We start from the raw sequence: 22,797 nt of genomic DNA, 5'->3' as shown, positions 1-22,797 counted from the left end.
AGCTCAATGAAATGGAGTCAGTCGTGGTGCACACCGTCGCCGCATTAGTTCTCATGCACGGTCATCCACCCAGGTACTTTACCCTGCGCGTCAATCCCGAGGCGGTGGATTCGATTTTCGTTAGTCGACATCGACCCTGTCCCTTGTTAGAGTTTCATTTGCGGAATCATTACAGACACGGCCTTCTGTCCTCTTTCAAAGATGGAAGCAGCCAAGTTTCGCTCGTGTATATCCGCGATGTCATTGTATTAAAAATAAAAGTGCATGTGCGCAGGGTCTGCCATATTTGTCGCGGAGGGCAGATGTAGCGCAGCCTCAGACCGAGGCTAATATCCCATGCTGACATCGTATCGCCCGAGCAATGACTCCTAAAAGGAAGGGCTTATTTGCTCCATTCTCCAGATCGGCCCTCCTTCGTACAGCGCTCCTTCCTCGCGAACGAACGCGGGAGGATTACCCGCCTGGAGCCAGATATGGTAGTCCGAGGGCTGCTTGCCGATAATCGGCGCAATTACTCCTGTTACGCCACCCAGTTCAACATGGAGCGCGAAGTCTGTCGCTTTTCGCCGGAATGTTCCGACTTTGAAGGGGATGGTCCCCGCCGGTCTGATCGAGATATGGATGAGTCGCGCCTTTTTGCCCGGCGCGATATAGGAGACTCTGGTCTGAGGTGTCGAAGGAAGGATGTTCAACAGCAGATTCGGCGGAAGTCCATTAGCGACATCAGACGGGAGATCCATATGCTCCTTCGAGATGCTGCCATCCTCCGCCTTAAATGTGAGGTCGCCACTGGTCATATCGATCAGGAAGTCGATCGGCTTAGGAAACGAAGGGCCATGTTGAATGTGATGGTCGGTCAACAAGCGAAAAACCTTATCCTGCGTGAAGACCGTTACGTCGTCATCCACAGACCCATCCTTGAAGCGGAATATCAACCGAGATGTCACTTTGCCTCTGCTGACGACCTGAGTCGACTCTCCTGTTGCGATTGTCACGCCGTCGAGAGTTTTGAGTGCGAGAAAACCATGACTCGACCCTTGTCCGTATCGCACTGGAATGGGTTCTGCTTTCAACGAAGCAGCAAGGAGAGAGCTCAAGACGGTCAAGAGACGGAGCGCATTGGCGCAAAAACGCATCGGGGTCCTCCTCGGTTTATCTATTGAGTAGATCCCTGAAGTTGGATCGCGATAGGAGCTAAAAGGCTGCCTGAATCTTAAACTCAAGAGTCACCACTCGGTTGCGCGGAGAAGCATAAAGGTCCCGAGGATAGCCCAGTTCGTGGCGCTCCGGAATCTAACCGTGACGCTTTGTCCGCAGGGCCGAAGCCACCAGGTTGGGGCCAGCGAACAAGAAGTCTAGGAGGATCTTCGGCAAAACTTCTATGTCGTGAAGAATAGTCGTCTCTTCAGATCCCCCCAACATTGCACCATGACGCATGGCGTACCAACTGAAGGCTGCTGAGATCGCAGACACGAAAAATGAAAGAACAAGTCCACCGCTGAGGTGAGGTGTGTGTGCAAGCCGGTGAACTCCCGATTGTGTGAGAAGCATAACGCCCGGCAGGCCGACCCAGACCACTGCGGCCGTCGCCCACAGAGGTTCAGCGTTCCGTAACTGCTGGGAGATGACTCCGATCAGTCCTCCTGTGACAAAGGCAAATACGGCCTCAACGACGAGGGCCTTCGTTGCTTCTCCTCGCCCTGCTTGAAGATTGGTAAGGAAAAAGGCTGCTCCACGCACAGCAGCGGCAAAAGCCGCCGCCTTCCAACTCCACGGGGGAACTAAAGTCTTTACAGGTTCGCGCACGATGTTCCGCAATACTTGGCGAAGAGGTACCGGTGTGCCCATCTGGTCCATAGCTTTTAATTTCGATGCCGTCAGGAGTGCCTTGGCAACTTGAACCAGCGAAGGTACGGCAGATAACGCTTACCATGGATTTCATACACAGCGGTTCCGAACAAGTGTATTGATTAGGAAGCAAAACTGGCCAGCGGTGACCATGCAGCGGCATACTCACACCGAAAGACAAGGCGTCAACCTGACGCCACGGCAGATCGAAGCTGCCGACGAGCTTGAGCAAGCCTACAACCTTGTGGCCACGATGAACGGGACCGAGATGATCAGTGTTCCTCTTCACGTCGGTTCAAGTCCGCCCCCTTCCCAATCTCGATTGCAGTCAGCAGACCTCCCAAAGTTGATGCTGTCTTTGTGATGGCACATACGGTTCGGTGGTTGACGAGGCAGACCCTTTGCCTCCACCCGGCGTCGTTATGGTCTCTTTCCCGAGACCACTAAGCTAGTCGGGGGCACCTGTAGTAATTCATCCACTCTTCGCTTCAATGCCTGCGCGTCCACCGGCGCTCTCACCTTCGCATCGTTATCGAAGTAAACATAGACATCACGAGGCTTACCATTCCCAACAGCCGTCCCGGCATACCGCCCCTCCGCGGCTTCTCCGGTAGCAAAGGCAATCACCCGTTTCGCCCAAACTTCGATAGCATCTGCCTCATACCCGCTTGAGTAGAGTTGCTCCGACCCATGCAGTCGTATGTAAACAAAGTCCGAGGTCACATCCATCAGCAGCGGCCACTCCACCGTATCCGCAATCACCAACCCCACGTCATGCTTCCGCAGCAGTTCGACGAATTCAGGCTGCACAAACGACTCATGCCGAACCTCAATCGCATGCCGCAGCGGAGGATCGTCGTCCTTCTTTACCTCTGGCTTCAGAAAAGCTCGGCCCAGTATGCGCTCGTCACACTGCCTCGCTAGCCTCGCCGCCGAACGCACTGTCCGTGGCAGCAGCGTAAAGAAGCTCTCATAGCGCGCCGTGTCATAGGGGCCTTGGTTGAATTTCATCATCGGCGGCAGCTGCCAAAGAAACGGACCTGTCTTCGGCCCTAGGGCGAGCACACCGGACGCGAAGAAGTTGGCCAGGGCAGTCTCCACCCCTGTCAGCTTTTTCATATGAGTGATGAACCGTCCACCCTTCACCGCAAAGACAAAGCCTTCCGGTGTCTCGCTCGCCCACTGCTCAAATGAGCTTGGCCGCTGCAGCGAATAGAAGGTTCCATTGATCTCTACCGACGAGAATGTCTTTGCGGCGAACTCCAACTCACGCCTTTGGGCCAGGCCCTCTGGATAGAACTTCCCCCGCCAAGCGGCATATCGCCACCCGGAAATTCCAATGTGAATCCGACTTCGCTGAGGTGCCTTGCTCATACCGGTTAAGATGCTTTATCCGCGCCTCAGCCCCGGTGGGTTCATCTCTAGTGAGATGGCATCCGAGACTAGCCAGTCTCATGCAAGATCTTCGAGGGATTTCCACTCTGCTGACACTCCTCATATGGCTTGTGCCGCGCCGGCAATGACCGCCAAGGAGGCACTGACCATAAAACCCCAAAAGATCGGCAGTCGATACCAGCAATGCGCTCGGCTTACGGGAACGAGCAGGTTGATCGCTCTCAGCGTTCTCTCGTGGCCTTTGCCACTGCCTAGGTTTGAACCCTCTAGATCAACGACTTTGAAGGGGTTTCGACACTGACTCAAGTGATTGGCCAGCAGCTTCGACGCCGACCCAGCCTTCCATGGCCGCTGCGATTAGCATCAACGCAGCCCCTAGCGCCCATCCTTCGGCAACGTGGACCTTCGACCCTGTCGAGATCAGTTCTCCGAACAGCAGAGGAGCGCCGACACCTCCAATGAGAGTTCCGATGGCGTAGAACACAGCGATGGCGAAGGCCCTCATCTCAAGCGGGAAGATCTCGCTGACGGTAAGATAGGCAGCGCTGGCCGCCGATGATGCGACGAAGAAGATAATTGCAAAGCAAATGCCAAGCCCCTTAAGGCCGATTGTCCCGTGCGCAAAGGGATAGCAGACGCCAGCAAGCATCAGCCCGGCGATACCATATGTGGCAGTGATCATCGGCTTGCGGCCGATCGTGTCAAAAAGCCTGCCCAGGATCAGTGGCCCTAAAAAACTGGCGATGGCAAACGGAAGAAGTTGAAGCGGCAGGCTTTGATCGCTGATGTGATAGAACTTTTTGCCGATCAGAGCATACGTAAAAAAGACTGCATTGAAGAAGAAGGACTGACCCACCATGAGTGCCAAGCCGAGGAACGAGCGGGTCCGATTCTCTCCCACCATGTTCTTGAAGATGTCGACGAACGGCGTGTGATCCCGGGTGGTGAGCTTCAGTTTCTTGACAGTTGGCGCAGTGATTTGCTTTCCACTTCCTTTGACTTCCACCTCAATCGCGTCAACGACGCGATTCGCATCCTCTTCCTTCCCTCGCAACATCAGCCAGCGCGGACTCTCCGGAACCTTCAACCGGAGCAGCAGCACACCCAGCCCGAGTGCGCCACCGATTCCAAAGGCGTACCGCCAGCTTTTGTCGAGGGGAAGGCCATGCCCGCCTAGCAGTATAAAAGCGGCAATCGATCCGACAGTAGCCCCAATCCAAAACGTTGCATTCACGAAGAGATCCACAGTTCCGCGCACCTTGCCCGGGATCAGCTCGTCGACGGCGGAGTTGATGGCGGCGTACTCACCGCCAATTCCTAAGCCCGTAAAGAAGCGGCAAAAGGCAAAGAAGAAGAAGTTCATCGATAGAGCCGTGCATATCGTCGCTACGGAATAGGTAGCCAATGTAACGAGGAAAAGCTTTTTCCGTCCCAGTCGGTCTGTCAAGTGGCCGAAGAAGAGCGCACCGCAAACTGCTCCAGCTAAATAGATTGTTGCCGCCGCCGTCACTTGTGGATCTGTCAGCGATAACCCGTGTTTGCTTTCCAAAACTCCGGACAAAGAACCGACGAGGGTCACTTCAAGTCCGTCCAGGAGCCATGAAGTTCCAAGGGCTGTGATAATGCGGACATGCCACCTCGACCATGGGAGCCGGTCCATGCGCTCGGGGATATCAGTTTCGATCTCTCGCTCTTGTTCCGACGCGCTCATGCGGTTTCCTTCTTCGCCTTGATGATGCTGATCGTTCCGTTACGCTCGAGGATGGCGTACTTGATGTCGAAAATCGAATTGAGGCCCTTCATCCGGGCGGCCGCCATGATGTCTTCGGGTGCCATCTTCATGCCTCGCATTACCTCATCGACCCACGCACCATCCTTCAATAAAACAAGTGGAGTTCCGTCCACGATTGCTCCAAAGCGAGGAGAGCGTGCTTTTATCCAGGCCACCATGTTGTGGAGCAGCCCCACAGTCAGAATGGCCATTCCACAATTAGTGATCGACCGGTCCCCACCCGTGACAGCCAGAATGATGACTCCGCCAACTAGGAACACGATTACAAATTCAAACATGGTCATTTGGGCTCCAGGCCGCCGCGTGAGCAGTCTGACCATCAGCATCAAGAAAAAGTATCCCGCGACTGCATAGAGGATCGTGAACATATTGCTCCTAAACTGCTCCGCATTCTGGAGGCCGGTTACGGCATCACTACAACTCTCGCGGAGAGCGGTGTATATCCAGGCACCTCGATAGTGAAGTGGAAGATGCCAGGTTTCGAAGGCTGCAGTGCGAATTGCACTGAGCCAGGTGCCTCCTCGGCGGAGAAGGTATAGGTCAGTCCACCGCCTCCCACCGCTGTATCCAACGGTGAAGGGATGACCCTTTGCGCCCCCAGCTCATTGACGACACTTTGGCTCACATGCAGCTTCACCTGTTTCTTGCCAAGAGTATTTGGCTGGAACTGAACCTCTAAGATTGACGGTGTACCGGTTCGCTCCACCCGCTCATATTTGACAAGCATGGCGTCACTGCTGAGAGTCGCATGGGCAACAGGCCCACGTCCTAAGAAGCCTGCGAAGTTCAGTACAAGCACCAGAGCGATCACCCACCACATAAACGTTTCGAATTTCCACCACTTACGCTGGAAGCCGAGATCTTCCCCGACCGCCACTTCATCGTTGATCTTCGGGACTGAATCCTCTACCGGTTTGCTGAAAGCGACATCGCTCACTTGGATCCCTCGATAATGCTGATCTGGCCATTTCGTTCAAGGATTGCAATCTCAATCTTGTCTAGCGTGGCGATCCCCTGGTCCCGCGCTTGCGCCATAACGTCGTCATCCTGAATTCGCATATTACTCAAGGTCTCAGACCGCCACTGTCCGTTTTCAAGCAAAATGAGCGGTGTCCCATCGAGCAAACGGGCGAGCCAGCGAGACTTGGCCCTCGCGATTGCTATGCAGAAGTGAGTCAGAGCGACGGTCAGAATCTGGATAAAGGCATTCGTAAGTGAAGCGTCATCACCTACCATTGCGGTGAGTGCGAGGCCGCCCATAAAGAAGACCAAGACAAATTCGAATGGGGTAATTTGCTTGCCAGGACGGCGGCCGACGATGCGGACGACAAATACCAGGAATACATAAAACAAAATTGCGCGGATAGAAGCTTCCACTTGTAGACCTCTTAACTTCCGTGCGACTCATTTGAATATGGAGCGGCACTCTATCTGCGACGCAGAACGAGCACGGCTATCAAAATGAGCACCAAAAGCCCAATGCTGCCAGGCCAGATGAAGAACCCAGTGCCACTTGAAACCCCAGCTATGACGCAACCCGTGAGCGACAGCGCACCGCAAGAGAGCAGGGCCAGCAGCACAGACTGGCCAATCACAGATGCAATTGAAGTCGCCCCAAAACGAGAATCAGGTTTCATCTTTCCTCCATCGCTGAGAGACAGAAGAGCCCTCTTCACAGCGGGCCCCTTTCAGCAGCACATGTAGTGCTGTTGGATGAAGCCGGAATGAGCAACGACGATCTCGAAGCTCCGAACCGTAGCAGCTAGGCCCAAGGATCGATCACAATTTTGGTCACTTTCTCTTTTTTGTCACGCCAGACTTTGTACATCTCCGGGGCTTGTTCCAGGGTGATTCGGTGAGAAATGATGTAGCTGGGATCGATCTGACCCTTCTCGACGCGTTCCAACAGCGGCTTCATGTAGTTGTGCATGTTGGTCTGGCCCATCTTCATCGTGATGCCTTTCCCGAAAGCAGCTCCGAAGGGGACCTTATCCAAGAGCCCGCCGTAAACGCCTGGAATCGACAACGTGCCACCTTTCCTCACCGCTTGGATTGCTTGTCGCAGCACGCTAGGGCGATCGGTCTCCATGAAGAGTGCCGTCTTCACGACGTCGTAGACGCCCTGCAGCTCGTTCGAATGTGCTTCCAAGCCAACAGCATCGATGCAGCTATCGGGGCCGACTCCGCCCGTCAAATCCTTCAGCGCCGTGAGGACGCTGACATCTTCTTCAGAGTAGTCAACGGTGATTGCGCCGAGGGAGCGAGCCAGAGCTAGGCGCTCTTGAAAGCGGTCAATTGCGATGACACGGGCCGCACCCAGCATGAAGGCACTAGCGATCGCAAACTGTCCAACAGGCCCGCATCCCCAGACTGCAACGGTGTCGCCGGGCTGTATCTGAGCATTTTCGGCCGCCATATACCCCGTGGGGAAGATGTCGGACAGGAACAGGACTTTTTCATCGGGAAGATCATTCTCGATCTTCAGTGGACCTACATTCGCGAACGGAACGCGCACGTACTGCGCCTGGCCGCCGGCATAGCCGCCCATCATATGCGAGTACCCGAACAGACCTGCGCCCGAGTAGCCATAGGCCTTTTCCATCAGATGAGCATTGGGATTCGTGTTATCACAGGCAGCCCAGAATTTCTTTTTGCAGAAAATGCAGTTCCCGCACGCGATTGTGAACGGAACGACGACGCGATCACCGCGCTTGAGGTTTGCTACCTCAGGACCAACCTCTTCAACGAGGCCCATGAACTCGTGTCCCATGATGTCGCCGGACTCCATTGTGGGGATGAATCCGTCGTATAAATGGAGGTCCGAACCGCAGATCGCTGTCCGTGTAACCTTGATGATGGCATCGTGCGGATTGATCAGTTCCGGGTCAGGAACAGTCCTCGTTTCCATGCTACTTTTGCCCATCCAACAAACTGCTTTCATGTCTCTCTCCTTCGGTTAGTTGCTACCCGTTGGCGTTGGGACGGTTTCACCGTATGAAGACCGCTTTAAATTACCAATGATGCCGCGATCGCCGTGTGGATCGAGCTGGCTGCGTGGAATTTCTCCAGTTTCGGCCAGCGCCTTGAAGTGGCGAAGGTTCTCGATTACCGCCTGCTTGGGATTCCGTCCGACCAGGGTCTCCCAGGCGCTAGCGAGTTTACCCATCCGGAATTCCTGGAGTACCGTGACAACGGTTCCTTGGCCGCTGGGTGCCGCTTCGAAGATGACCTCACCGGCATTATCGGATTCCCCACCGATTGATCGCCAGGCGATCCGAACGCCGGGCTCGTCTGCCATCACCTCCGAGTCCCAACCGATGACCTTAGCGTCATCGTCTTCTGAAGTCTTCATCGACCATCGAGAGGTCGTTGGGCCCGTCGTAACCACTTCGATAATGTTCTCTTGCCACCGAGGCGCAGACTCAACATCTCGCCACATGGCATATAAAGTTTGGGCATCTCTCAGGACGAGTGCGGACGACCGCACCCAGATTTTTCCGTCTTTGTCTTCTGGTGGAGAAAGGTAACGACCGTTTACAACCACGGACGCACCTATGGAGAACGGGAGGGCTTCTGCGTATGGCTTTTCGGTCAGAGGTGAGATTGACATGATGTTTCTACTCCTGGGTGATTTTGGGGAAGGCGGTGTCTAGGTCCATGAGCCGTTTCAGGCCGATCCCGACTGATCCGGCTTCTTTTTGTCGTTTAGACGACGCACGCGAGCCACTACGGGAGAGTGATGATTCGCTTTAGCCCAGGCGATAGATTCCTCTTGCGTATTGAATGAGCCAAGCACATTGTCGGTATGATCTTCGACGACGTAACCTTCAATCGCCGATCCTTCTGGATGCCCTTTCGGACGCGCTTCCACAAACACATTGGCCATATGGAACCTCCAGGCAACGAATTACGAGCAATGCGATGCAACCGACACGCACCGGGTTTGCTCGCATCACGTCCTGCGAGGGCATGGGCGTAAGTACCGAATATTTCTCTCTTGAGCCCCCTCGGGAGGGTGCATTCAAATCCGGTTGGGGCTCGCGGATCGAAGGGCATCAGGCAATACCTCGTTTCCAACTCCGAGTCGAATACAACCTGGCATTTGTTTATCCCTTCTCACGAGCAGACACGAAAGTGTCAAAACCCTGAATGAGGTGGAACACAAATGGGACTCATCACTCCGAACGATTTTCAGAGTCTTCGCGAGCTCTATACCGCGCAACTCCGTTACCTCCTGTCCACTGAAAAACAGATTGTCAAAGGTTTGCCTGACATGATCGAGCACGCTGACGATCTGCAGCTAAAGGATGCATTTCAGTCTCATCTCCAGGAATCAGAAGTTCACGTCTCGCGACTCGAAGATCTCATCGGGGACGTCAATGAGGGGGATGTCGACGACAAGAAAGACCCCATCCTGACCGCAATCGTCGCTTCCGGTGAAAACATCACCAAGGAAAGCGATCCTGGTGCTGTTCGCGACGCAGGTTTGATCGCCACTGCTCAGAAAATCGAGCACTATGAGATCGCCTCGTACGGCAGCGCCCGCGACTGGGCCATCCAACTTGGTCTTTCGAATCACGCGGCCACTTTGGAGAAGACCCTGGCAGAAGAAAAGCACGCTGACCATCTCCTTTCAGAGATTTCCCAACGGGCAAACGCAGTCGCGGCTACGGTTTAGGCGACCATCCTCGACAAAACAAAACACGGCTGGCCTGACTCAAACAAAAAGCCTCCCACCCTGATCGGGCCGGGAGGCTTCGTTGAGTTTATGAAAGACGTCAGTCCTGCTGGATCCGTTCGTTAGCGACTTGCAGGTCGTTTGTGACCTTGAAGACGCCGGGCACGCTGTTCGCGCGAAGACCAGCGATCTCCTTATCAGCCTTATTGATGACAACGCCGACCAGGGTCACGTTTCCATTTTGCACAATAATGCGAATCGGCTTTGCGGGATCGATCGCGTACTTGTTCAGCGTAGGATAACCGTAGATGGACCGAGCCGTCGCCAAACGGATCTTGTCATCAAACAGGGACACCGGATCAACCTGGATATTGTCTACTACACCTTTCACTCCAACCATATAACTGGCATCTGCAAGGGCGTAGCTCTTGTCCACAGGACCATAGGCAGTTCCACCCAGCGTCACAATTCCATGGTCCACATTCAGGGAAATGGCATTGAAGGCGGTTGTTCCGTAACCAACCCTGTCCGATTGAATCTTGCCCATAAGCTTCCGCTTTAAAACCTCGTCGGGAACCGTAGGGCCGCCTATTTCAATGTTGTCTTTGACTGTCGTCGCCGCTTTGATCTTCTTTGCCCGCTTTATTGCATCTTCCTTGACACCGTAAACGTCCACGGTTCCGGCAAGAGTCACAACTCCATCTTGCACATTCGCGTGAACGTCTTTGAACTTGGCGTTGCTCAGAGATTTTGTCAGCTCAGCTTGTATGCGGCTGTCGCTCCGCGTGTCTTCGGCCCATGCGCTCGGCGTAATCTGTGCAGCAGATATTGCGAAGGCAATCGTTGCTATCGATACCTTCCAACCCGTTGTTTTCGTGAACATTTGCCCCTCCTTGGGGTTCACTTCCTCTACCAGTTCAGACACGGAACAGGGAGTTTAGTTGCGTTTCTATGCGGTATCTGGAGCGATACCAACTTAGGATATTGGCCGCACGCCGAGGCACACATCCGCGTCCCTCAGTCTCGATCTGGTGAGACTTCCCCCGGAGCCTTCATTGCGTCCAAGCATACTGAAAGTGAACTGCCAATCAAGAACCCAGGGCCAATTGCACACACTCTCTTCACTTTCATAAGCTTCACAGAATCATCCTGGAGGTACCACCATGTCAGCATTTGTCGTTGAACCACGTGATCCGCCCGACCGTTTTGCGAAGCCGCCGTTCCCTCAAAAGCAACAAACAGGCTCGGGCAGTTCCAACCAGCTTGACCCCCTGCAGATTACGGTGAATTCACGTATCAAGGGCATGGCCGTCTGACAGGGCGCGCGGCTCTTATCACTGGGGCTGACAGCGGTATCGGGCGTGCCGTGGCTCTCTGTTTCGCGAAGGAGGGCGCGGACATCCTGTTTACCTATGTCGAAGGCGAGGATCAAGAGCGAAGGGACGCGGATGAGACGGTCAGGCTGATTCAAACGACAGGCCGGAAGGCCATCGGAGTTCCGGGAGATATTCGGAGGAAGAGTTTCTGTGAGCAGCTGGTTGAGCGAGTCGCAAACGAGTATGGCCGCTTGGACATTCTTGTCAATAACGCTGCCTTCCAAAGGACATATGCAGACCTCGCCGACATTCCCGAAGAGGAGTTTGACCGCACCTACCGGACAAATGTCCAAGGCACCTTTTTTCTGACACAAGCTGCACTCTCGGCGATGAGGCCCGGAGGCGTGATTTTGAACAGCTGCTCCATTGAAGCTTTCGAACCCAAAGATGAACTCGCGCCATATGCCTCGACAAAGGCCGCACTCGTGAGCCTTACCAAAAGCTTTTCCAAGCTCTGTATGAAATATGGAATCAGGGTCAATGGAGTGGCTCCGGGGCCGGTTTGGACTCCTTTGATCCCGGCGACTATGCCAGAAAAGGAAGTGCAGGCTTTTGGCGAATCAACTCTCTTTAAGCGACCCGCACAGCCAGTCGAGCAAGCAGCCGTTTATGTTTTCCTAGCCTCCGATGACGCGAGCTACGTCACTGGGGAAATCTACGGCGCAACCGGTGGCAAGACACCTTTTTAGAGCACTGACCTTTTGTTCCGGCATCAAGACGCTTGAAGAGGGGGCGTCCTATTCGCGCACCACACTATGAGTGCATCGCAGTTGCGGACCCTCAGAGAACCTGTAGGTTTATTGGCTTAGAATGCCGCAGACCTCATATGTCCGCCTGTCAGCCGGAAGAGGACAAGGAAGTGGCATCATGGGCGGGATCACTGGAAGCCGTCTCGTCTGGTTTCAGGTAAAGCGCAGCGCATTCATTTGACAGGACATTCCCCTTTACCTCGAGATCATCCCGGAATGCTTGATGGATGAAATCCGCAGTATCGAAGTGCCTCGACTCGAAGTAGACAGAGTTGACATCGTTCCTTGCCGCCCCATAAACGATTCGGCTTACCCCCGCCCAGAGGCAAGCCATCGTGCACATGCCGCATGGTTGCAGCGTGCAGTAAAGGGTTATCCCCTTTAGGCTGGTCGACTTCTTCTGCCTACATAGCCTCCTTATGCCCACCATCTCTGCATGAGCCGTCGGATCGAATTGAAGATCGCCTTCGTTGAAGCTAGAGCACACAATAGCTCCGTTCTCGACCAAGACACAGCCGACCTGAGCTCCGCCAGGCGTCGCCTTCCCTGCCCTCGCCTGCTCTAAAGCCGCAGCCATGAATGTTATGTCTTGAGTTTCTTTCAAGGATCCTCCCGTGGCTAGTAGCGCCCCGTCTGAGCGTTTTGTGATTTGAGGGCGAAAAGAAGTAGCGAACGACTGGTTACACCGTACTTGTCGCCCGTCTTGTGAATTCCCTCAGCCTTGTTGTCTTCGATGTTCGTGTCGATCAGGAGTGCCCATTCATCTCCTCCAAAGGACTCAGGGAGGGTGAACTCTACGAGTCTGGAGGATGGAACATCCAACCTTGCAATAGCCCTCTAGCGTCACGAGGCTCATCCGGCAGATTCTTTGAGGATGACCTGTAGTCGTCGCCAAGTCGAAGAGGCCCCGCCGAAGCGGGACCCTCTCTCGGCGATTCTGGAGTCTTATATCTTTGCCGATACAGAAGCAAGATCGGGCGCCGCTTTGGCTTCGTCTTCTCTGCTCTTCTTGGCCGAATACTTCTCTTTACTCGACTTTGGTTCTTTCAAAGCCTCAGGCTCTCTCGCGCTCATCTTCATGATCGGAGCACCGGCGGCGGTAATCTTCTTAGCGGCAGCCAGCTCCTCTTTTAGGTTGGAGTTCAAGAGCTTAACGATCTTCGGCAATTCAAGAGCGGTCGCCATCGAAATGCAGGCCTCATAACCGGCGACTTCATAATGCTCGGTGCGAAGTGCTGCCCCAATTAGACCGGCTTCGAAAGAAGAGCCCTCTTCGTCCTTTTCAAGAGCATCCTTGCCCTCTTCGATCACGCCTTCCATCCCGCTGCAATGTTGCCCAGTCGGTTTCTCGCCTAGTTCCGCGAACACCTTTTTCAGACGCTCGACCTGCCCTTTCGTCTCGGCCAGATGTGCTGTGAAGATGGCCTTCAGCTTGGGGTTCTTTGAGCCCTTGGCGAGCTTAGGTAGCGCTTTTATAAGCTGATTTTCAGCGCTGTACATATCGCGCAATTCGTCGATCAAAACTGTCTTCAATGCCATTTGTCGATCTCCATGTATTTAGAAGCTTTCTGATAATATGCTCGGCGACAGGCGCCGGGTTGTCTTCGTCGAAATCGCACTGATTGTGTAACCCCCATGCGGATCTCGTTCAATGCTGACCGCGCAATACGCGTCCCCAGCGTAGGCTAAGAGTTTCGCGCACGGGAAGCTACTTGCCGGTCTTCCGTCTCTTCCGTTGTCGACAACAAAACGGCTAGCGTCATGGGGGAAAGCATAAGATGATCGCCAACGGTGCCATTTCCCTCGCGGGAGATCAACTCAAGCCGCTCTCCTTCCAGCAAATCGAAGGTAGCGTCGTCGTCACCGAAGTTGATAAGAATCCGAGCCTCATCGCGGGCCATGATCAGCGCCCTATGCGGGTCATCTCTTGAAACCACCAGGTGGTGCATGTCACCGTCGTTGAAGCAAACGCGACTGCGTCGGAGCTTGATCAAAGCCTTTACCCAAGTAAGCATCTCAGCGTGCTTCCCTTCTCTCTGCTCGGTCCACTTCAGCTTCGACATCTCGTAGGTTTTCCGATCCTCTGGATCTGGTATGTTCCCGTCGAATCCGAATGCAGCGAACTCTTTCTTGCGCCCCTCTGCGACGAGTCGCCGCATCTCTTCGTCCTCGTGATCTGCAAAGTAGAGAAAAGGGGCGGATGTCGCCCACTCCTCGCCCATGAACAACATCGGAATATATGGGGCTGTCAGCAAAAGGCCTAGCGATACCTTGGCTGCGTCAAGGCCAACAAGATGCTCCAGGCGCTCGCCCCATCCGCGATTGCCGACCTGGTCGTGGTTCTGGTCAAAGTGGACGAAATGGTGGGCGGAAAGGCCATCTGCGGGGCGACCGTGCCTCCGCTTTCGAAACCTTGAATACTGGCCGTCGTACACATAGGCCTGTTTGAGAGCTTTGTGTAGATCCTCCAAAGTGCCAAAATCATCGTAGTAGCCAGACTCACCTTCCTTTGGTGTGTAGAGCAAGGCAAAGAGAGCGTGATGGAAATCATCGCTCCATTGCGAATCCATTCCATATCCGTTAGCTTCTCGCGAGCGGACGACACGAGGGTCATTGAGATCGCTTTCTGCAATCAGGAGATATTCCTTACCAAGCGTGGCACTTAGCCGCTCGACTTCAATCGACAATTGCTCCATGAAGTGAACGGAAGACAGATCTAAGAATGCGTGTACGGCATCGAAGCGCAGGCCGTCGCAATGGTAATCTTTCAGCCACATGAGCGCGTTGTCGACGAAGAAGCGCCGCACTTCGTCACTGCCCTCCCCATCAAGGTTTACAGCACTTCCCCATGGGGTTTTTCGATCGGCATTCAGATAGGGACCGAACATCGTCGTGTAATTACCGACCGGACCGAAGTGGTTGTAAACCACATCCAGGATTACGCTTAGGCCCGCTGCGTGACATGCATCAATGAACCGCTTGAAACCATCTGGCCCGCCATATGGTTCGTGAGGCGCGAACAGAGCAACGCTGTCGTATCCCCAGCCTTGGTGCCCAGCCCATGCGGCAACGGGCATCACTTCAATGTGTGTCACACCCAGGTCGGCCAAGTACGGCAAGCGTTCAATCGCAGCATCAAACGTTCCTTCTTCACTGAAAGTGCCGATATGCAGCTCGTAGATAATCGACCCGGTCTTCGGCGAGCCTCTCCAAAGCTGATCGTGCCACTCGAAGCCGGTTTGATCGTAGAGTTCTGAGGCGTTGTGTACTCCTTCAGGCTGCCTTAGACTGCGGGGATCTGGATAGGGCGTGTGCTCATCGTCAAGCAGAAAGGCGTACTTGTCGCCGCATCCTGCTTCCGGCACCTCAAGAGTCCACCAGCCGCGCTTGTTGGGGCCATTCATGCTTTGGATTTGGTCCCGCCACTTCAGCGACATCTTTTGAGCTTTAGGAGCCCACACCCCAAATTTGTGCATTGCGAAATCTCCTCGCCGTCGATGCGGCATATTAAATGTGCTTTCGGCGTCATGAATGCAGACCACACCAAGCGCGATTATGTGAAGCGGCGTGCACCGCAGGTGGTTGCTTCAAGGAACTACGCGAATTAAAAGCTTCTCTCAGACACCAGTAGCCTCATCCACTGTCCAATGTTTCAATGCGCCGACGGCTGCTGGTTGATCTCACGGCGGCAGGAAATATGATTCGAATCCACTGCAATCGCAGCCAGCAGGAAGCCTACAGAATTCAGCCCGAAAACGGAGTAGCGTCGGAATCGGCCGCCGGGGGCCGGAGGGATGCGGCTTGGTGCTCCGCACAAGGCATCGCGTGACCGACCGGTAAGAGCTTTTAATCTTGCGACCGGACCAGATCTTCGAGGTTTCGATCCGCTTTCTGCGCATCTAACCACATCAGCAAGGACATAAGCATCCCAATCAAATAGGCACACCGATGTCATTGAGGCTTACCTTTCGCAGGACAGAAAAAGAGTGTCTCCATGTGGTGGCCCACCCCGATCCACCTACAGGGCACGCCTGTGATGATTGTTGATTTTGCAGATCACACTGGGTTCACGACTGCACTTGGACTTGCAGGGGTCGCTACAGAATTTGAGTCGACTTTGTCAGTCGCAGCAGAAGAGGCGTGGAAGAACCGCGGCATTGAGGTTTGCTGTGAAACGGTAGCTCTTATGACCGGTCAGCTGGACAGTTTAGGCTTTCGGCCAAAGCATTAAGCGAACGACAGCCGGAATCTTCTTCCTTCAACCATCCTCCGGCTCTGGTCCACGGGTACCCCCTCGCTCTATGGCCATTTTTACCGCCATTCCGGTGCGGGCTGACTCATAAATGGCATCCATGATTTCTGGTCCTGCAATCCCTCTTCGCCCGGGGTATGCGGAGAAAGGCCCTTCTGCAAACACAGCGAAAAGTGATCCATCTCAGCCGCGAACTGGTCCTTGGGTTCCAGCGACGGCTCGTGTGCCATCTCCACCCCACCATCCATAGCCATCTCGAACTTCACGAACTTCATCTTGATCCCGTTGTAAGCGAAAGCCGGATTCAATTCGGCGAAGGCTTCGGTTCCCTCGATACGAAGGAATTGCGACTTGTGGGCGTTATACGCTGAGTTGAACGTTGCCGTGAACCCCGATGGGACCTGCTCATGTCAGCCAAATAACGCTGCATGGTGTCCCTCGGAACGTCAGCGCAGCTCATAAGGTAATGCACGTTATGCATGGTTTCGACCTCCGAGCGGCATAGGTCCAGGACTTCGATTTCGGACAGCCCTTCAACTTTTCTGGGTGAGGTTTCCATCACTGTCTCCATCTCGCTTCCGATGCGCGGTTGACCAGTGGAGGATGCCAGCTAAAGTGCGCCCGACCGCGATGGCATACAGCCGCCCAACGTTCCGTGCTGCGCATCAGAGACTCTAATGCGTCCGTGAGGGAGGGCCGGGACACCGGGTCAAGACACGCCCATTCCCCGGCGTAGCATTGAGAGATGGCTGCGAAACTAAAAGACTTGACTTCTTGGACAGGCCGGACTGGTCAGGATGGTTTGCGGTCCTTCACCGACCAAGAGACCGGTACGTTCTGGCTCGAACAGAATGCTTCCAAAACTTCGAAATGGGCGAAGTTCGCAAGCCAGGGGCATGAAGTAGCGTGGGAGTTTGGCGCGAATCGCCGTTACACGGGACGCATGCTGATAGACGGAGAGATTTACACTCCAGCCGAAGCGACGAAAAGGTTTTTGCAGACGGAAAAGCAAAAGTCTCACGGCTAACAAGTTTGGAGTATCCGACGGCAGCACTGAAGGCTTCGAAGACTCGACATAGATTTCCAGTCTTGCGCTCGTCGAAAAATGGCATCTCATACGCGTAGGAGGCAAGATCATGGCGACACTGACGACGTCTAAGAAAAACTCTGAACCGAGGAGCGATTTCGGTCTGCCAGAAGAACGCAAGTATCCCATGCCAGATGTGGCTCACGCCCGAAACGCCAAAGCCCGAGCGTCACAAGCGGAACAGGCAGGCAAGTTGAGCGCGGCAGACAAGAAAAAGGTCGATAGCAAAGCGGACAAGGTTCTCCACAAGAAGTAGAGACCTTGTGGCTGAAGATGGAGCCGGATGGCTTGGTCACGCTGTATCTCCAGAGTCGAGTATTACAGAGGCCAGAGTCGAGTATTACAGAGGCCGCGGGAGCGGATTGGGTCTGTGTTGCATACAGTTTAGGGGAATGCTCTTGAACGCAGGGACTGACATTTCCATTTTCAGCGCTTCCTCAACGCACAGGACTTCACCTTTGATGTGGTTCAGTCGGAGCTTGCCGCCGGGCGGAAGCGTACTCACTGGATGTGGTTCGTTTTCCCCCAAATCAAGGGCCTTGGTTCAAGTTCAACTGCTCAACGGTCTGCGATCTCCAATCCTGGCCGCCTACCTTCAGCATCCCGTTCTTGGACGCCGTCTTGAGCACTGCACTGCGCTTGTAAATTCTCTCCAGAATCGATGAGTCAGGACATCTTCGGCTATCCAGACGACCTGAAGTTCCATTCTTCGATGACTCTGTTCGCCGAGGTTGCCGATTGCGGTCACTTTGAGACCCCGGTATTCGCGCAGGCTTTGGCGAAATACTCATGGGCCGATTGGACGAGAACACGCTCAGCCAACTCCGTCCCAGATAGCGTCTACTGCCCTTTTGAGATTTGCTCTCCGGAGATTATCTTTACTCTTTCGATTAGCTTGAGCGGATGTAGAGGCTTCGAAAGCACTTCGATATCGTGACCGAGTTCCAGCGCATATTCCCGGAGATCATCCACTCCGGCTTGTCCAGTAAACAGGAGGATTCTGCATTGTGGATGAGTGTCGTGTAGTCGGTTTGCCAGGTCGAAACCGCTCATTTGGGGCATGATGATGTCCGAGATGACAAGGTTGGGTGGTGTAGCGGCACACTGATCGATCAGGTCCAGGGGATCGCTAAAGGCAACGCAGTGAAACCCTTCCCGGTGAAGGATGTGTGCGGTTGTTTCTGCAATTGTAGATTCATTGTCCACGATGAAGATGAGGAAGGGATCGGACATCTCGTTCATTGGGTCTCTGCTGTCTTCGGTGAAAATCACATAAGTGTTTCTAGTACGCGGGTCGACCTCTGCTGAACGCCGAATAGGTCTGGCTTCTTCCGCTTCGATGCTACTCGGAGCCTCGCCGTTTGTTGTTGGAGCGAAGCATGAGGCCAACAACGGAATCCCATGCCAGTATTGCCCCAGCTTTCGGGTTCAAGGCTGGCGCAAGTGCACCCCAATCAAAGCTTCCTCAAGCGTGTCGCAATGAAAGCGAAAACCATCTCTGACCAGCTTGCCGGGGATCGCCCGCACGCTTCCAAGGATCGTCTCATCCGCTAGTTGTCCCAGCAGCAACCGGAAGGGCCAAGCTGGTAGGCGGAGGCGCACTTTCGAATCAACGGCTTTTCCGATCGCTCGGTTGAAGACCTCGCTCGTTACTGGTTGAGGAGCAACGACATTTATTGGGCCGTCGATATCACTCGCTTCCATCAGGTAATCGATCACTCGGACGAGGTCTTCGAGGGCAATCCAGCTCACATAACCTTCACCATCGCCAACAATCGCTCCTAAGCCTATGCGGAAGGCTGGCAACAGCCGGGGAAGCATTCCGCCTTCATACGCGAGGACGACGCCGATCCGGAGGTGCACGATGCGTGATCTGTTTGTCAGTGGTTGCGAAGCAGCCTCCCACGCCCTGCATACCTCGGCAAGGAAGCCTTGCCCCGAAGGTGCCGTCTCATCGAGTACGGTGTTACTTCTGTTCCCGTAGAAGTTTATTCCCGACGCGGACAGGAACAGCCGAGGCGGCAGAGCCGCTGATGCGAGCGCAGTGGCAAGTTCGGCGGTCCCAAGGACGCGGCTTTCCATGATGCGACGCTTCTTTGCAGTGCTCCAAAGCCCCACGACGGGTTCTCCGGCGAGATGGACCACGGTATCGAAGCCGCTCACGAGAGTTGGATCAAGTGTTCCTGACCCAGGGCTCCAGAGCAAAGCGTCCGCTGTTCCCTTTGCACGGACTAGCGGTACGACCACGTCTCCCGCGCGTTGTCGGCTTGCGACCACTGCACGTCCGATCAACCCTGAAGACCCACTGATGAGGATGCGACGCGGATTTTGCTTGCTAAACGGGAGGTTAAGAGTCATGTAGTTTCCTCTATCTCAGATGCCGTCCACTTGGATAATCGCTTAGCCGTTCCCTGGCGCAATGAGATTTACTCGCACTTCCCAGGATAGAAGCTACTTCACCACAATCAGGCGTTGCGAAGGCCGAGTCACCGCGACGTACAACATCTGCTGGGCTTCGAGAAGATTGGTCCGTTCGCGCCTGCGAATATCTGGCAGGTCGAGGAAGACAGAACCGAACGTCCCACCTTGCGATGTGTGTACCGTGAGCGAGTAGATTGACTGCAACTTCGCCACGCTCTGCTGAAACTCATGAAGGTGCATCCAGCGGATTCGTGACTCGGCGGCCTCGTCTCTGATTCGAGAAATGACCTTCTGGAATTCGAAGTCATCCGCAGCCATATGGACGCTTTTCTCATCGCCGTCCGTGTCCCTGAGCCGAATCAGCCATGTGGGTATCGTGGCGGTCCACTTCGCCAAGCCCTTAGCCTCCTCAAATTCGTGGCTAAGAGTGCTCCTCTCAATTTCCAGCACCTTAGCTTCCTGATTGTTCGCGAAGACGAGAGCTTCGTCGACGATCACGGGGGCACGGAACAACGCACTCTCTCCAGGCATGAACGGTGTGGGGATGTCGTCACCATAGCGCCAACGACGGATCTTCTCGTTCACTTCACGCACGCGGGCATTCGTCCATGCGAGGTAGCGGAAACTGTCGGGATCGGCTTCGAACTCATCCGAGGTGAACGCCTTCTTCATCCAACGCTGTGCGGCTTCAGCCGGCAGGAAGATACCGTGCTTGTCCTCTTTGGAGGACGACACGCACCAGGACAGATCTGCTTGGCCGCCCTGGCTGGCGCGGATGATACCGGCCGCAGCCAGAATTGGGTTCCCTGCTGCCTGCCGCACAATCGTGGTCAGGTGTGATCGGTTCTCAATTGCAAATGTCTCGCTTGCGACTTCGCCGACCGGCGGCAGCTGAGCGGGATCACCTACAAATAGCACGAAGGCCTGTGGCAGATGCCGCTTGATGTGGCGTAAGAGATCCGCAGAGACCATGCTGCACTCATCGATAACCACCACGTCGGCAAGGACCGGCTCCGCATCACGGTCTCTTGCGAACTCCATGCGGTCCGTGTTCGGCTTTGGGGTCAAACTCAGGACGCTGTGAATCGTGCGGCAAGGCACACCAGTAATCTCGGCTTCCGCCAGCTTACGCGCGAGCACGGCCACGGCTTTGTGTGTAGGCGCGGTAAGAACCACACGGCGTCCCTTAGCCTTCATGTTTATAGTGAGCCGCTGCATGAGGTATGTCTTGCCGGAGCCGGCGTATCCGGTCAGTAGATAGGACTCGCCGGGCTTGCAGGCGGCTTCTATCCTTCGCAGCGCCTCGGCCTGATCCGCCGTAAGGTTGGGATCTATCGGGCTCTCGATAACCGGGCCAGGAGAAAACACGCTCGCTGCCGTAAGACCCGGGATTGTTTGCTCCCTGTTCGCCTGAGGTGGACTGAAGAAGCTTCCCTGAGACTCAAGCTCTTGCTTCGCCGCGGCCGACATCCGGCGCCAGCGCCGCGCTGCACTACTCTTTCCCTTTGAGTCCGGAGCGATCACCCTCTGTTGACTGTAAATGCCTTCAGCCGGATGCGTGCTAAGGCAGCCGGAAAGCGGTATCGATCTGCCAAAGCGCCTGGACACTCGAGCGTGAAAGCTCTCGTTGTCCTACCAGTCACATTCACGACTGTGTCCCTAGCGACGGCTTCCGTGCATCTTGAACCTGAGAAGGCTTCATCAGCCAAGGACCTCGCGGGCGGCGCTCTGTTTCGTCAACGGTGAACCGAACCTCTCCCGCATTTCCTGTCTCATCCGTCTTCACATCCGGAATCAAGGGCCGGCCGACGATCAAGGTTATGCCATTCTTCACAACACGACCGTGAAGGGCTATCTGCTTGAGATCTTGAAAGTTCAAATCGAGAGTCATACGTCTCCTAAGCGCCGGGGAATCTACGCAACACTTCATTGAGGATGGTTCTCGCCAGGCTTACACTCTGACTGACGGAAGCAAGAAGCCGAGGCGTCGGTTGGGCGATGTCTTCTCTCCCCAGCCGAACCGCCACAATGATGGCCGCGGCGATGACGACAGTTGAGACGAACTTCGCGTTGATCCGCGCCTGCTCTTCCCGCGCCTCTCTCCTCGGCATTGTCCCCATAGCCGAAGTATAGGAGAATAAAAAGCGAAACCGCAATAGCGGCCTGTGGAACACTGCATTGCCACGAGATCGGCATAGCGCGCCCTTTTCAGGACCGCGATGGTCAGTTGCCTTCAGTTGGAGGAAGGGAGTGTGAGAGCAGAGATGACACAAGAGGAATTCGAATCACAGTGGAAGCCGATACCAGGAGAGGACTTCTCCCTCCCGGCCTGTCATGAAGGTATGATCCTGCTCAAAGCGTTTGCCGACGCCCATCCCGATTCGTTCCAGTTCATCCGGCCGGAGGACTTCGTGCATTTTGAGAATGAAGCTTTTGCCGGGATGGACGAATGGGATGCTTTCGCGCGTCATTGTCTCTCGTGTCATGCCTGCAACGAAATTTAGGGTGTGGAGAAGATCGCCATGTGTGGTCGCTATCGCCGCAAGTCAGATAAACAACAGATCGCCGAGGCGTTTCATGTCAAAGGACCAAGCATCGACTCGCTGATGCTCACGCCGAACGATGACATCCGCCCCACCACCTTTCAGCCGATCATCCGGGCAGACGAAGAGGGCGCTCCGTTGATTGAGCTTGCCCGTTGGGGCTTCGTTCCCTTCTGGCAGAAGGGGGACAAGTTTCCGCCAACAACATTCAATGCGCGGGCAGAAGGCATCGAGAAGGCTCCCATGTGGCGGCATTCTCTTGAGGCCAAAAGATGCCTGGTTCCAGCGGATAGCTTTTTCGAGTGGAAGCATATCGCAAAGAAAGGCAATCCAAAGTACGAGTTTCTAGTCGGAGGCGGTATTCCCTTCGCGTTCGCCGGTCTCTGGAGTGGCTGGACGAATCCCGCCGACAAGACTGAACTGCACAGCTTTACCATCATCACAACCGACCCGAATTCCCTGCTGGAGCAGTACCACAATCGAATGCCCGCGATTCTCAAACCTAGCGAATATGCCCGGTGGCTCAGTGGAGATAGGGTTCCGATTGACCTGCTGAGACCCTTTGACGCGGAAGCAATGACTGCAACCTGTGTCGATCCAGGGACAGCAGTGACAGCGAAAGAAGCATCTCTCTTCGATAGTCTTTAGAGCAGGCT

General features: G+C 54.7%; 26 protein-coding genes and 1 pseudogene. 8 read left to right on the top strand and 19 right to left on the bottom strand.

The window, feature by feature from the left end:
- Positions 1-368: 368 nt before the first annotated feature.
- The 10 genes from OHL18_RS22745 to OHL18_RS22700 all read right to left on the bottom strand — a co-directional run bounded on the left by OHL18_RS22745 (position 369) and on the right by OHL18_RS22700 (position 8,921).
- Complete coding sequence (locus OHL18_RS22745; RefSeq protein ID WP_263377168.1) at positions 369-908, bottom strand: hypothetical protein; 540 nt, start codon at positions 906-908, stop codon at positions 369-371.
- A gap of 385 nt (positions 909-1,293) precedes the next feature.
- Entirely contained in the window at positions 1,294-1,857 is a 564-nt protein-coding gene (locus OHL18_RS22740) for a hypothetical protein (protein ID WP_263377167.1), read from the bottom strand.
- A gap of 411 nt (positions 1,858-2,268) precedes the next feature.
- Positions 2,269-3,222 carry a DUF72 domain-containing protein gene (locus OHL18_RS22735; protein ID WP_263377166.1) on the bottom strand — a complete coding sequence of 318 codons (954 nt, stop codon included), beginning with the start codon at positions 3,220-3,222 and terminating at the stop codon, positions 2,269-2,271.
- Between the two features lie 292 nt (positions 3,223-3,514).
- Positions 3,515-4,954, bottom strand: a complete 1,440-nt coding sequence (locus OHL18_RS22730; RefSeq protein ID WP_263377165.1) for an MFS transporter — start codon at positions 4,952-4,954, stop codon at positions 3,515-3,517.
- Positions 4,951-5,403 carry a DUF421 domain-containing protein gene (locus OHL18_RS22725; RefSeq protein ID WP_263377164.1) on the bottom strand — a complete coding sequence of 151 codons (453 nt, stop codon included), beginning with the start codon at positions 5,401-5,403 and terminating at the stop codon, positions 4,951-4,953. Before OHL18_RS22725 ends, OHL18_RS22730 begins: the two co-directional genes overlap by 4 nt.
- Before the next feature lie 35 nt (positions 5,404-5,438).
- Positions 5,439-5,972, bottom strand: coding sequence for a hypothetical protein (locus tag OHL18_RS22720; RefSeq protein WP_263377163.1), 534 nt, complete (start codon positions 5,970-5,972; stop codon positions 5,439-5,441).
- Complete coding sequence (locus OHL18_RS22715) at positions 5,969-6,412, bottom strand: DUF421 domain-containing protein (RefSeq protein ID WP_263377162.1); 444 nt, start codon at positions 6,410-6,412, stop codon at positions 5,969-5,971. The genes OHL18_RS22720 and OHL18_RS22715 overlap by 4 nt, the downstream gene beginning before the upstream one ends.
- A gap of 385 nt (positions 6,413-6,797) precedes the next feature.
- Positions 6,798-7,976 (bottom strand): zinc-dependent alcohol dehydrogenase, encoded by a 1,179-nt coding sequence (locus tag OHL18_RS22710; protein ID WP_263377161.1) that lies wholly within the window; start codon positions 7,974-7,976, stop codon positions 6,798-6,800.
- Positions 7,977-7,991: 15 nt separating this feature from the next.
- Positions 7,992-8,645, bottom strand: coding sequence for an SRPBCC family protein (locus OHL18_RS22705; RefSeq protein WP_263377160.1), 654 nt, complete (start codon positions 8,643-8,645; stop codon positions 7,992-7,994).
- A gap of 57 nt (positions 8,646-8,702) precedes the next feature.
- Positions 8,703-8,921 carry a hypothetical protein gene (locus OHL18_RS22700; RefSeq protein ID WP_263377159.1) on the bottom strand — a complete coding sequence of 73 codons (219 nt, stop codon included), beginning with the start codon at positions 8,919-8,921 and terminating at the stop codon, positions 8,703-8,705.
- Positions 8,922-9,200: 279 nt separating this feature from the next.
- Between OHL18_RS22700 and OHL18_RS22695 the strand changes: the two genes are divergently transcribed.
- Positions 9,201-9,713, top strand: a complete 513-nt coding sequence (locus tag OHL18_RS22695) for a YciE/YciF ferroxidase family protein (RefSeq protein ID WP_263377158.1) — start codon at positions 9,201-9,203, stop codon at positions 9,711-9,713.
- A 100-nt stretch (positions 9,714-9,813) separates the two neighbouring features.
- Here the strand turns inward: OHL18_RS22695 and OHL18_RS22690 are convergent, their stop codons facing one another.
- Complete coding sequence (locus OHL18_RS22690; RefSeq protein WP_263377157.1) at positions 9,814-10,596, bottom strand: BON domain-containing protein; 783 nt, start codon at positions 10,594-10,596, stop codon at positions 9,814-9,816.
- A gap of 280 nt (positions 10,597-10,876) precedes the next feature.
- Here OHL18_RS22690 and OHL18_RS22685 point away from each other — a divergent pair, with 280 nt between their 5' ends.
- Both OHL18_RS22685 and OHL18_RS22680 read left to right on the top strand, forming a co-directional pair.
- On the top strand, positions 10,877-11,029 hold the full coding sequence (locus OHL18_RS22685) for a hypothetical protein (protein WP_263377156.1): 153 nt from the start codon (positions 10,877-10,879) through the stop codon (positions 11,027-11,029).
- The gene (locus OHL18_RS22680; RefSeq protein ID WP_317890527.1) at positions 11,026-11,778 is read left to right on the top strand and encodes an SDR family oxidoreductase; all 753 of its coding nucleotides are present in this window, start codon (positions 11,026-11,028) and stop codon (positions 11,776-11,778) included. Before OHL18_RS22685 ends, OHL18_RS22680 begins: the two co-directional genes overlap by 4 nt.
- A gap of 148 nt (positions 11,779-11,926) precedes the next feature.
- Here OHL18_RS22680 and OHL18_RS22675 read toward each other — a convergent pair whose 3' ends face one another.
- From OHL18_RS22675 to OHL18_RS22660, 4 genes are all read right to left on the bottom strand, one after another.
- Entirely contained in the window at positions 11,927-12,442 is a 516-nt protein-coding gene (locus OHL18_RS22675; RefSeq protein ID WP_263377155.1) for a nucleoside deaminase, read from the bottom strand.
- A 341-nt stretch (positions 12,443-12,783) separates the two neighbouring features.
- Positions 12,784-13,377, bottom strand: coding sequence for a YciE/YciF ferroxidase family protein (locus OHL18_RS22670; RefSeq protein ID WP_263377154.1), 594 nt, complete (start codon positions 13,375-13,377; stop codon positions 12,784-12,786).
- A 146-nt stretch (positions 13,378-13,523) separates the two neighbouring features.
- Positions 13,524-15,314: a malto-oligosyltrehalose trehalohydrolase gene (gene treZ, locus OHL18_RS22665; RefSeq protein WP_263377153.1), complete on the bottom strand. Its 1,791-nt coding sequence runs from the start codon at positions 15,312-15,314 to the stop codon at positions 13,524-13,526.
- Between the two features lie 835 nt (positions 15,315-16,149).
- Complete coding sequence (locus tag OHL18_RS22660) at positions 16,150-16,365, bottom strand: hypothetical protein (RefSeq protein WP_263377152.1); 216 nt, start codon at positions 16,363-16,365, stop codon at positions 16,150-16,152.
- A gap of 470 nt (positions 16,366-16,835) precedes the next feature.
- Between OHL18_RS22660 and OHL18_RS22655 the strand changes: the two genes are divergently transcribed.
- The 3 genes and pseudogenes from OHL18_RS22655 (at position 16,836) to OHL18_RS23435 (ending at position 18,114) form a co-directional block, all read left to right on the top strand.
- On the top strand, positions 16,836-17,117 hold the full coding sequence (locus OHL18_RS22655; protein WP_263377151.1) for a hypothetical protein: 282 nt from the start codon (positions 16,836-16,838) through the stop codon (positions 17,115-17,117).
- 109 nt (positions 17,118-17,226) lie between these two features.
- Positions 17,227-17,433 (top strand): hypothetical protein, encoded by a 207-nt coding sequence (locus tag OHL18_RS22650; protein WP_263377150.1) that lies wholly within the window; start codon positions 17,227-17,229, stop codon positions 17,431-17,433.
- Between the two features lie 207 nt (positions 17,434-17,640).
- Positions 17,641-18,114: pseudogene (locus OHL18_RS23435) on the top strand (DUF1810 family protein).
- On the opposite strand, the gene OHL18_RS22645 reads toward OHL18_RS23435, so the two are convergent.
- From OHL18_RS22645 to OHL18_RS22630, 4 genes are all read right to left on the bottom strand, one after another.
- The gene (locus tag OHL18_RS22645; protein WP_263377149.1) at positions 18,018-18,419 is read right to left on the bottom strand and encodes a response regulator; all 402 of its coding nucleotides are present in this window, start codon (positions 18,417-18,419) and stop codon (positions 18,018-18,020) included. The pseudogene OHL18_RS23435 and the gene OHL18_RS22645 sit on opposite strands and share 97 nt — an antisense overlap.
- A gap of 186 nt (positions 18,420-18,605) precedes the next feature.
- Positions 18,606-19,535 carry a TIGR01777 family oxidoreductase gene (locus OHL18_RS22640; RefSeq protein WP_263377148.1) on the bottom strand — a complete coding sequence of 310 codons (930 nt, stop codon included), beginning with the start codon at positions 19,533-19,535 and terminating at the stop codon, positions 18,606-18,608.
- A 93-nt stretch (positions 19,536-19,628) separates the two neighbouring features.
- The gene (locus OHL18_RS22635) at positions 19,629-21,068 is read right to left on the bottom strand and encodes an ATP-dependent DNA helicase (RefSeq protein WP_263377147.1); all 1,440 of its coding nucleotides are present in this window, start codon (positions 21,066-21,068) and stop codon (positions 19,629-19,631) included.
- A gap of 428 nt (positions 21,069-21,496) precedes the next feature.
- Positions 21,497-21,709 carry a hypothetical protein gene (locus OHL18_RS22630; protein ID WP_263377146.1) on the bottom strand — a complete coding sequence of 71 codons (213 nt, stop codon included), beginning with the start codon at positions 21,707-21,709 and terminating at the stop codon, positions 21,497-21,499.
- A gap of 153 nt (positions 21,710-21,862) precedes the next feature.
- Here OHL18_RS22630 and OHL18_RS22625 point away from each other — a divergent pair, with 153 nt between their 5' ends.
- Together OHL18_RS22625 and OHL18_RS22620 are read left to right on the top strand one after the other, a co-directional pair.
- The gene (locus tag OHL18_RS22625; protein ID WP_263377145.1) at positions 21,863-22,102 is read left to right on the top strand and encodes a hypothetical protein; all 240 of its coding nucleotides are present in this window, start codon (positions 21,863-21,865) and stop codon (positions 22,100-22,102) included.
- A 3-nt stretch (positions 22,103-22,105) separates the two neighbouring features.
- Entirely contained in the window at positions 22,106-22,789 is a 684-nt protein-coding gene (locus OHL18_RS22620) for an SOS response-associated peptidase (protein WP_263377144.1), read from the top strand.
- Positions 22,790-22,797 lie beyond the last annotated feature (8 nt).

Source organism: Granulicella aggregans (genome assembly GCF_025685565.1).
Classification (GTDB): domain Bacteria; phylum Acidobacteriota; class Terriglobia; order Terriglobales; family Acidobacteriaceae; genus Edaphobacter; species Edaphobacter aggregans_B.
Note: the sequence above shows the minus strand (reverse complement) of the source record. Positions and strands in the feature narration are given on the sequence as shown.

Excerpts from the sequence above, each read along its gene's own strand:
- OHL18_RS22740 (WP_263377167.1), bottom strand. The coding sequence starts at position 1,857 with ATGGACCAGATGGGCACACCGGTACCTCTTCGCCAAGTATTGCGGAAC.
- OHL18_RS22735 (WP_263377166.1), bottom strand. The coding sequence starts at position 3,222 with ATGAGCAAGGCACCTCAGCGAAGTCGGATTCACATTGGAATTTCCGGG.
- OHL18_RS22730 (WP_263377165.1), bottom strand. The coding sequence starts at position 4,954 with ATGAGCGCGTCGGAACAAGAGCGAGAGATCGAAACTGATATCCCCGAG.
- OHL18_RS22725 (WP_263377164.1), bottom strand. The coding sequence starts at position 5,403 with ATGTTCACGATCCTCTATGCAGTCGCGGGATACTTTTTCTTGATGCTG.
- OHL18_RS22710 (WP_263377161.1), bottom strand. The coding sequence starts at position 7,976 with ATGAAAGCAGTTTGTTGGATGGGCAAAAGTAGCATGGAAACGAGGACT.
- OHL18_RS22705 (WP_263377160.1), bottom strand. The coding sequence starts at position 8,645 with ATGTCAATCTCACCTCTGACCGAAAAGCCATACGCAGAAGCCCTCCCG.
- OHL18_RS22700 (WP_263377159.1), bottom strand. The coding sequence starts at position 8,921 with ATGGCCAATGTGTTTGTGGAAGCGCGTCCGAAAGGGCATCCAGAAGGA.
- OHL18_RS22695 (WP_263377158.1), top strand. The coding sequence starts at position 9,201 with ATGGGACTCATCACTCCGAACGATTTTCAGAGTCTTCGCGAGCTCTAT.
- OHL18_RS22690 (WP_263377157.1), bottom strand. The coding sequence starts at position 10,596 with ATGTTCACGAAAACAACGGGTTGGAAGGTATCGATAGCAACGATTGCC.
- OHL18_RS22685 (WP_263377156.1), top strand. The coding sequence starts at position 10,877 with ATGTCAGCATTTGTCGTTGAACCACGTGATCCGCCCGACCGTTTTGCG.
- OHL18_RS22670 (WP_263377154.1), bottom strand. The coding sequence starts at position 13,377 with ATGGCATTGAAGACAGTTTTGATCGACGAATTGCGCGATATGTACAGC.
- treZ (WP_263377153.1), bottom strand. The coding sequence starts at position 15,314 with ATGCACAAATTTGGGGTGTGGGCTCCTAAAGCTCAAAAGATGTCGCTG.
- OHL18_RS22660 (WP_263377152.1), bottom strand. The coding sequence starts at position 16,365 with ATGAAGTTCGTGAAGTTCGAGATGGCTATGGATGGTGGGGTGGAGATG.
- OHL18_RS22655 (WP_263377151.1), top strand. The coding sequence starts at position 16,836 with ATGGCTGCGAAACTAAAAGACTTGACTTCTTGGACAGGCCGGACTGGT.
- OHL18_RS22650 (WP_263377150.1), top strand. The coding sequence starts at position 17,227 with ATGGCGACACTGACGACGTCTAAGAAAAACTCTGAACCGAGGAGCGAT.
- OHL18_RS22645 (WP_263377149.1), bottom strand. The coding sequence starts at position 18,419 with ATGAACGAGATGTCCGATCCCTTCCTCATCTTCATCGTGGACAATGAA.
- OHL18_RS22640 (WP_263377148.1), bottom strand. The coding sequence starts at position 19,535 with ATGACTCTTAACCTCCCGTTTAGCAAGCAAAATCCGCGTCGCATCCTC.
- OHL18_RS22635 (WP_263377147.1), bottom strand. The coding sequence starts at position 21,068 with ATGTCGGCCGCGGCGAAGCAAGAGCTTGAGTCTCAGGGAAGCTTCTTC.
- OHL18_RS22630 (WP_263377146.1), bottom strand. The coding sequence starts at position 21,709 with ATGCCGAGGAGAGAGGCGCGGGAAGAGCAGGCGCGGATCAACGCGAAG.
- OHL18_RS22625 (WP_263377145.1), top strand. The coding sequence starts at position 21,863 with ATGACACAAGAGGAATTCGAATCACAGTGGAAGCCGATACCAGGAGAG.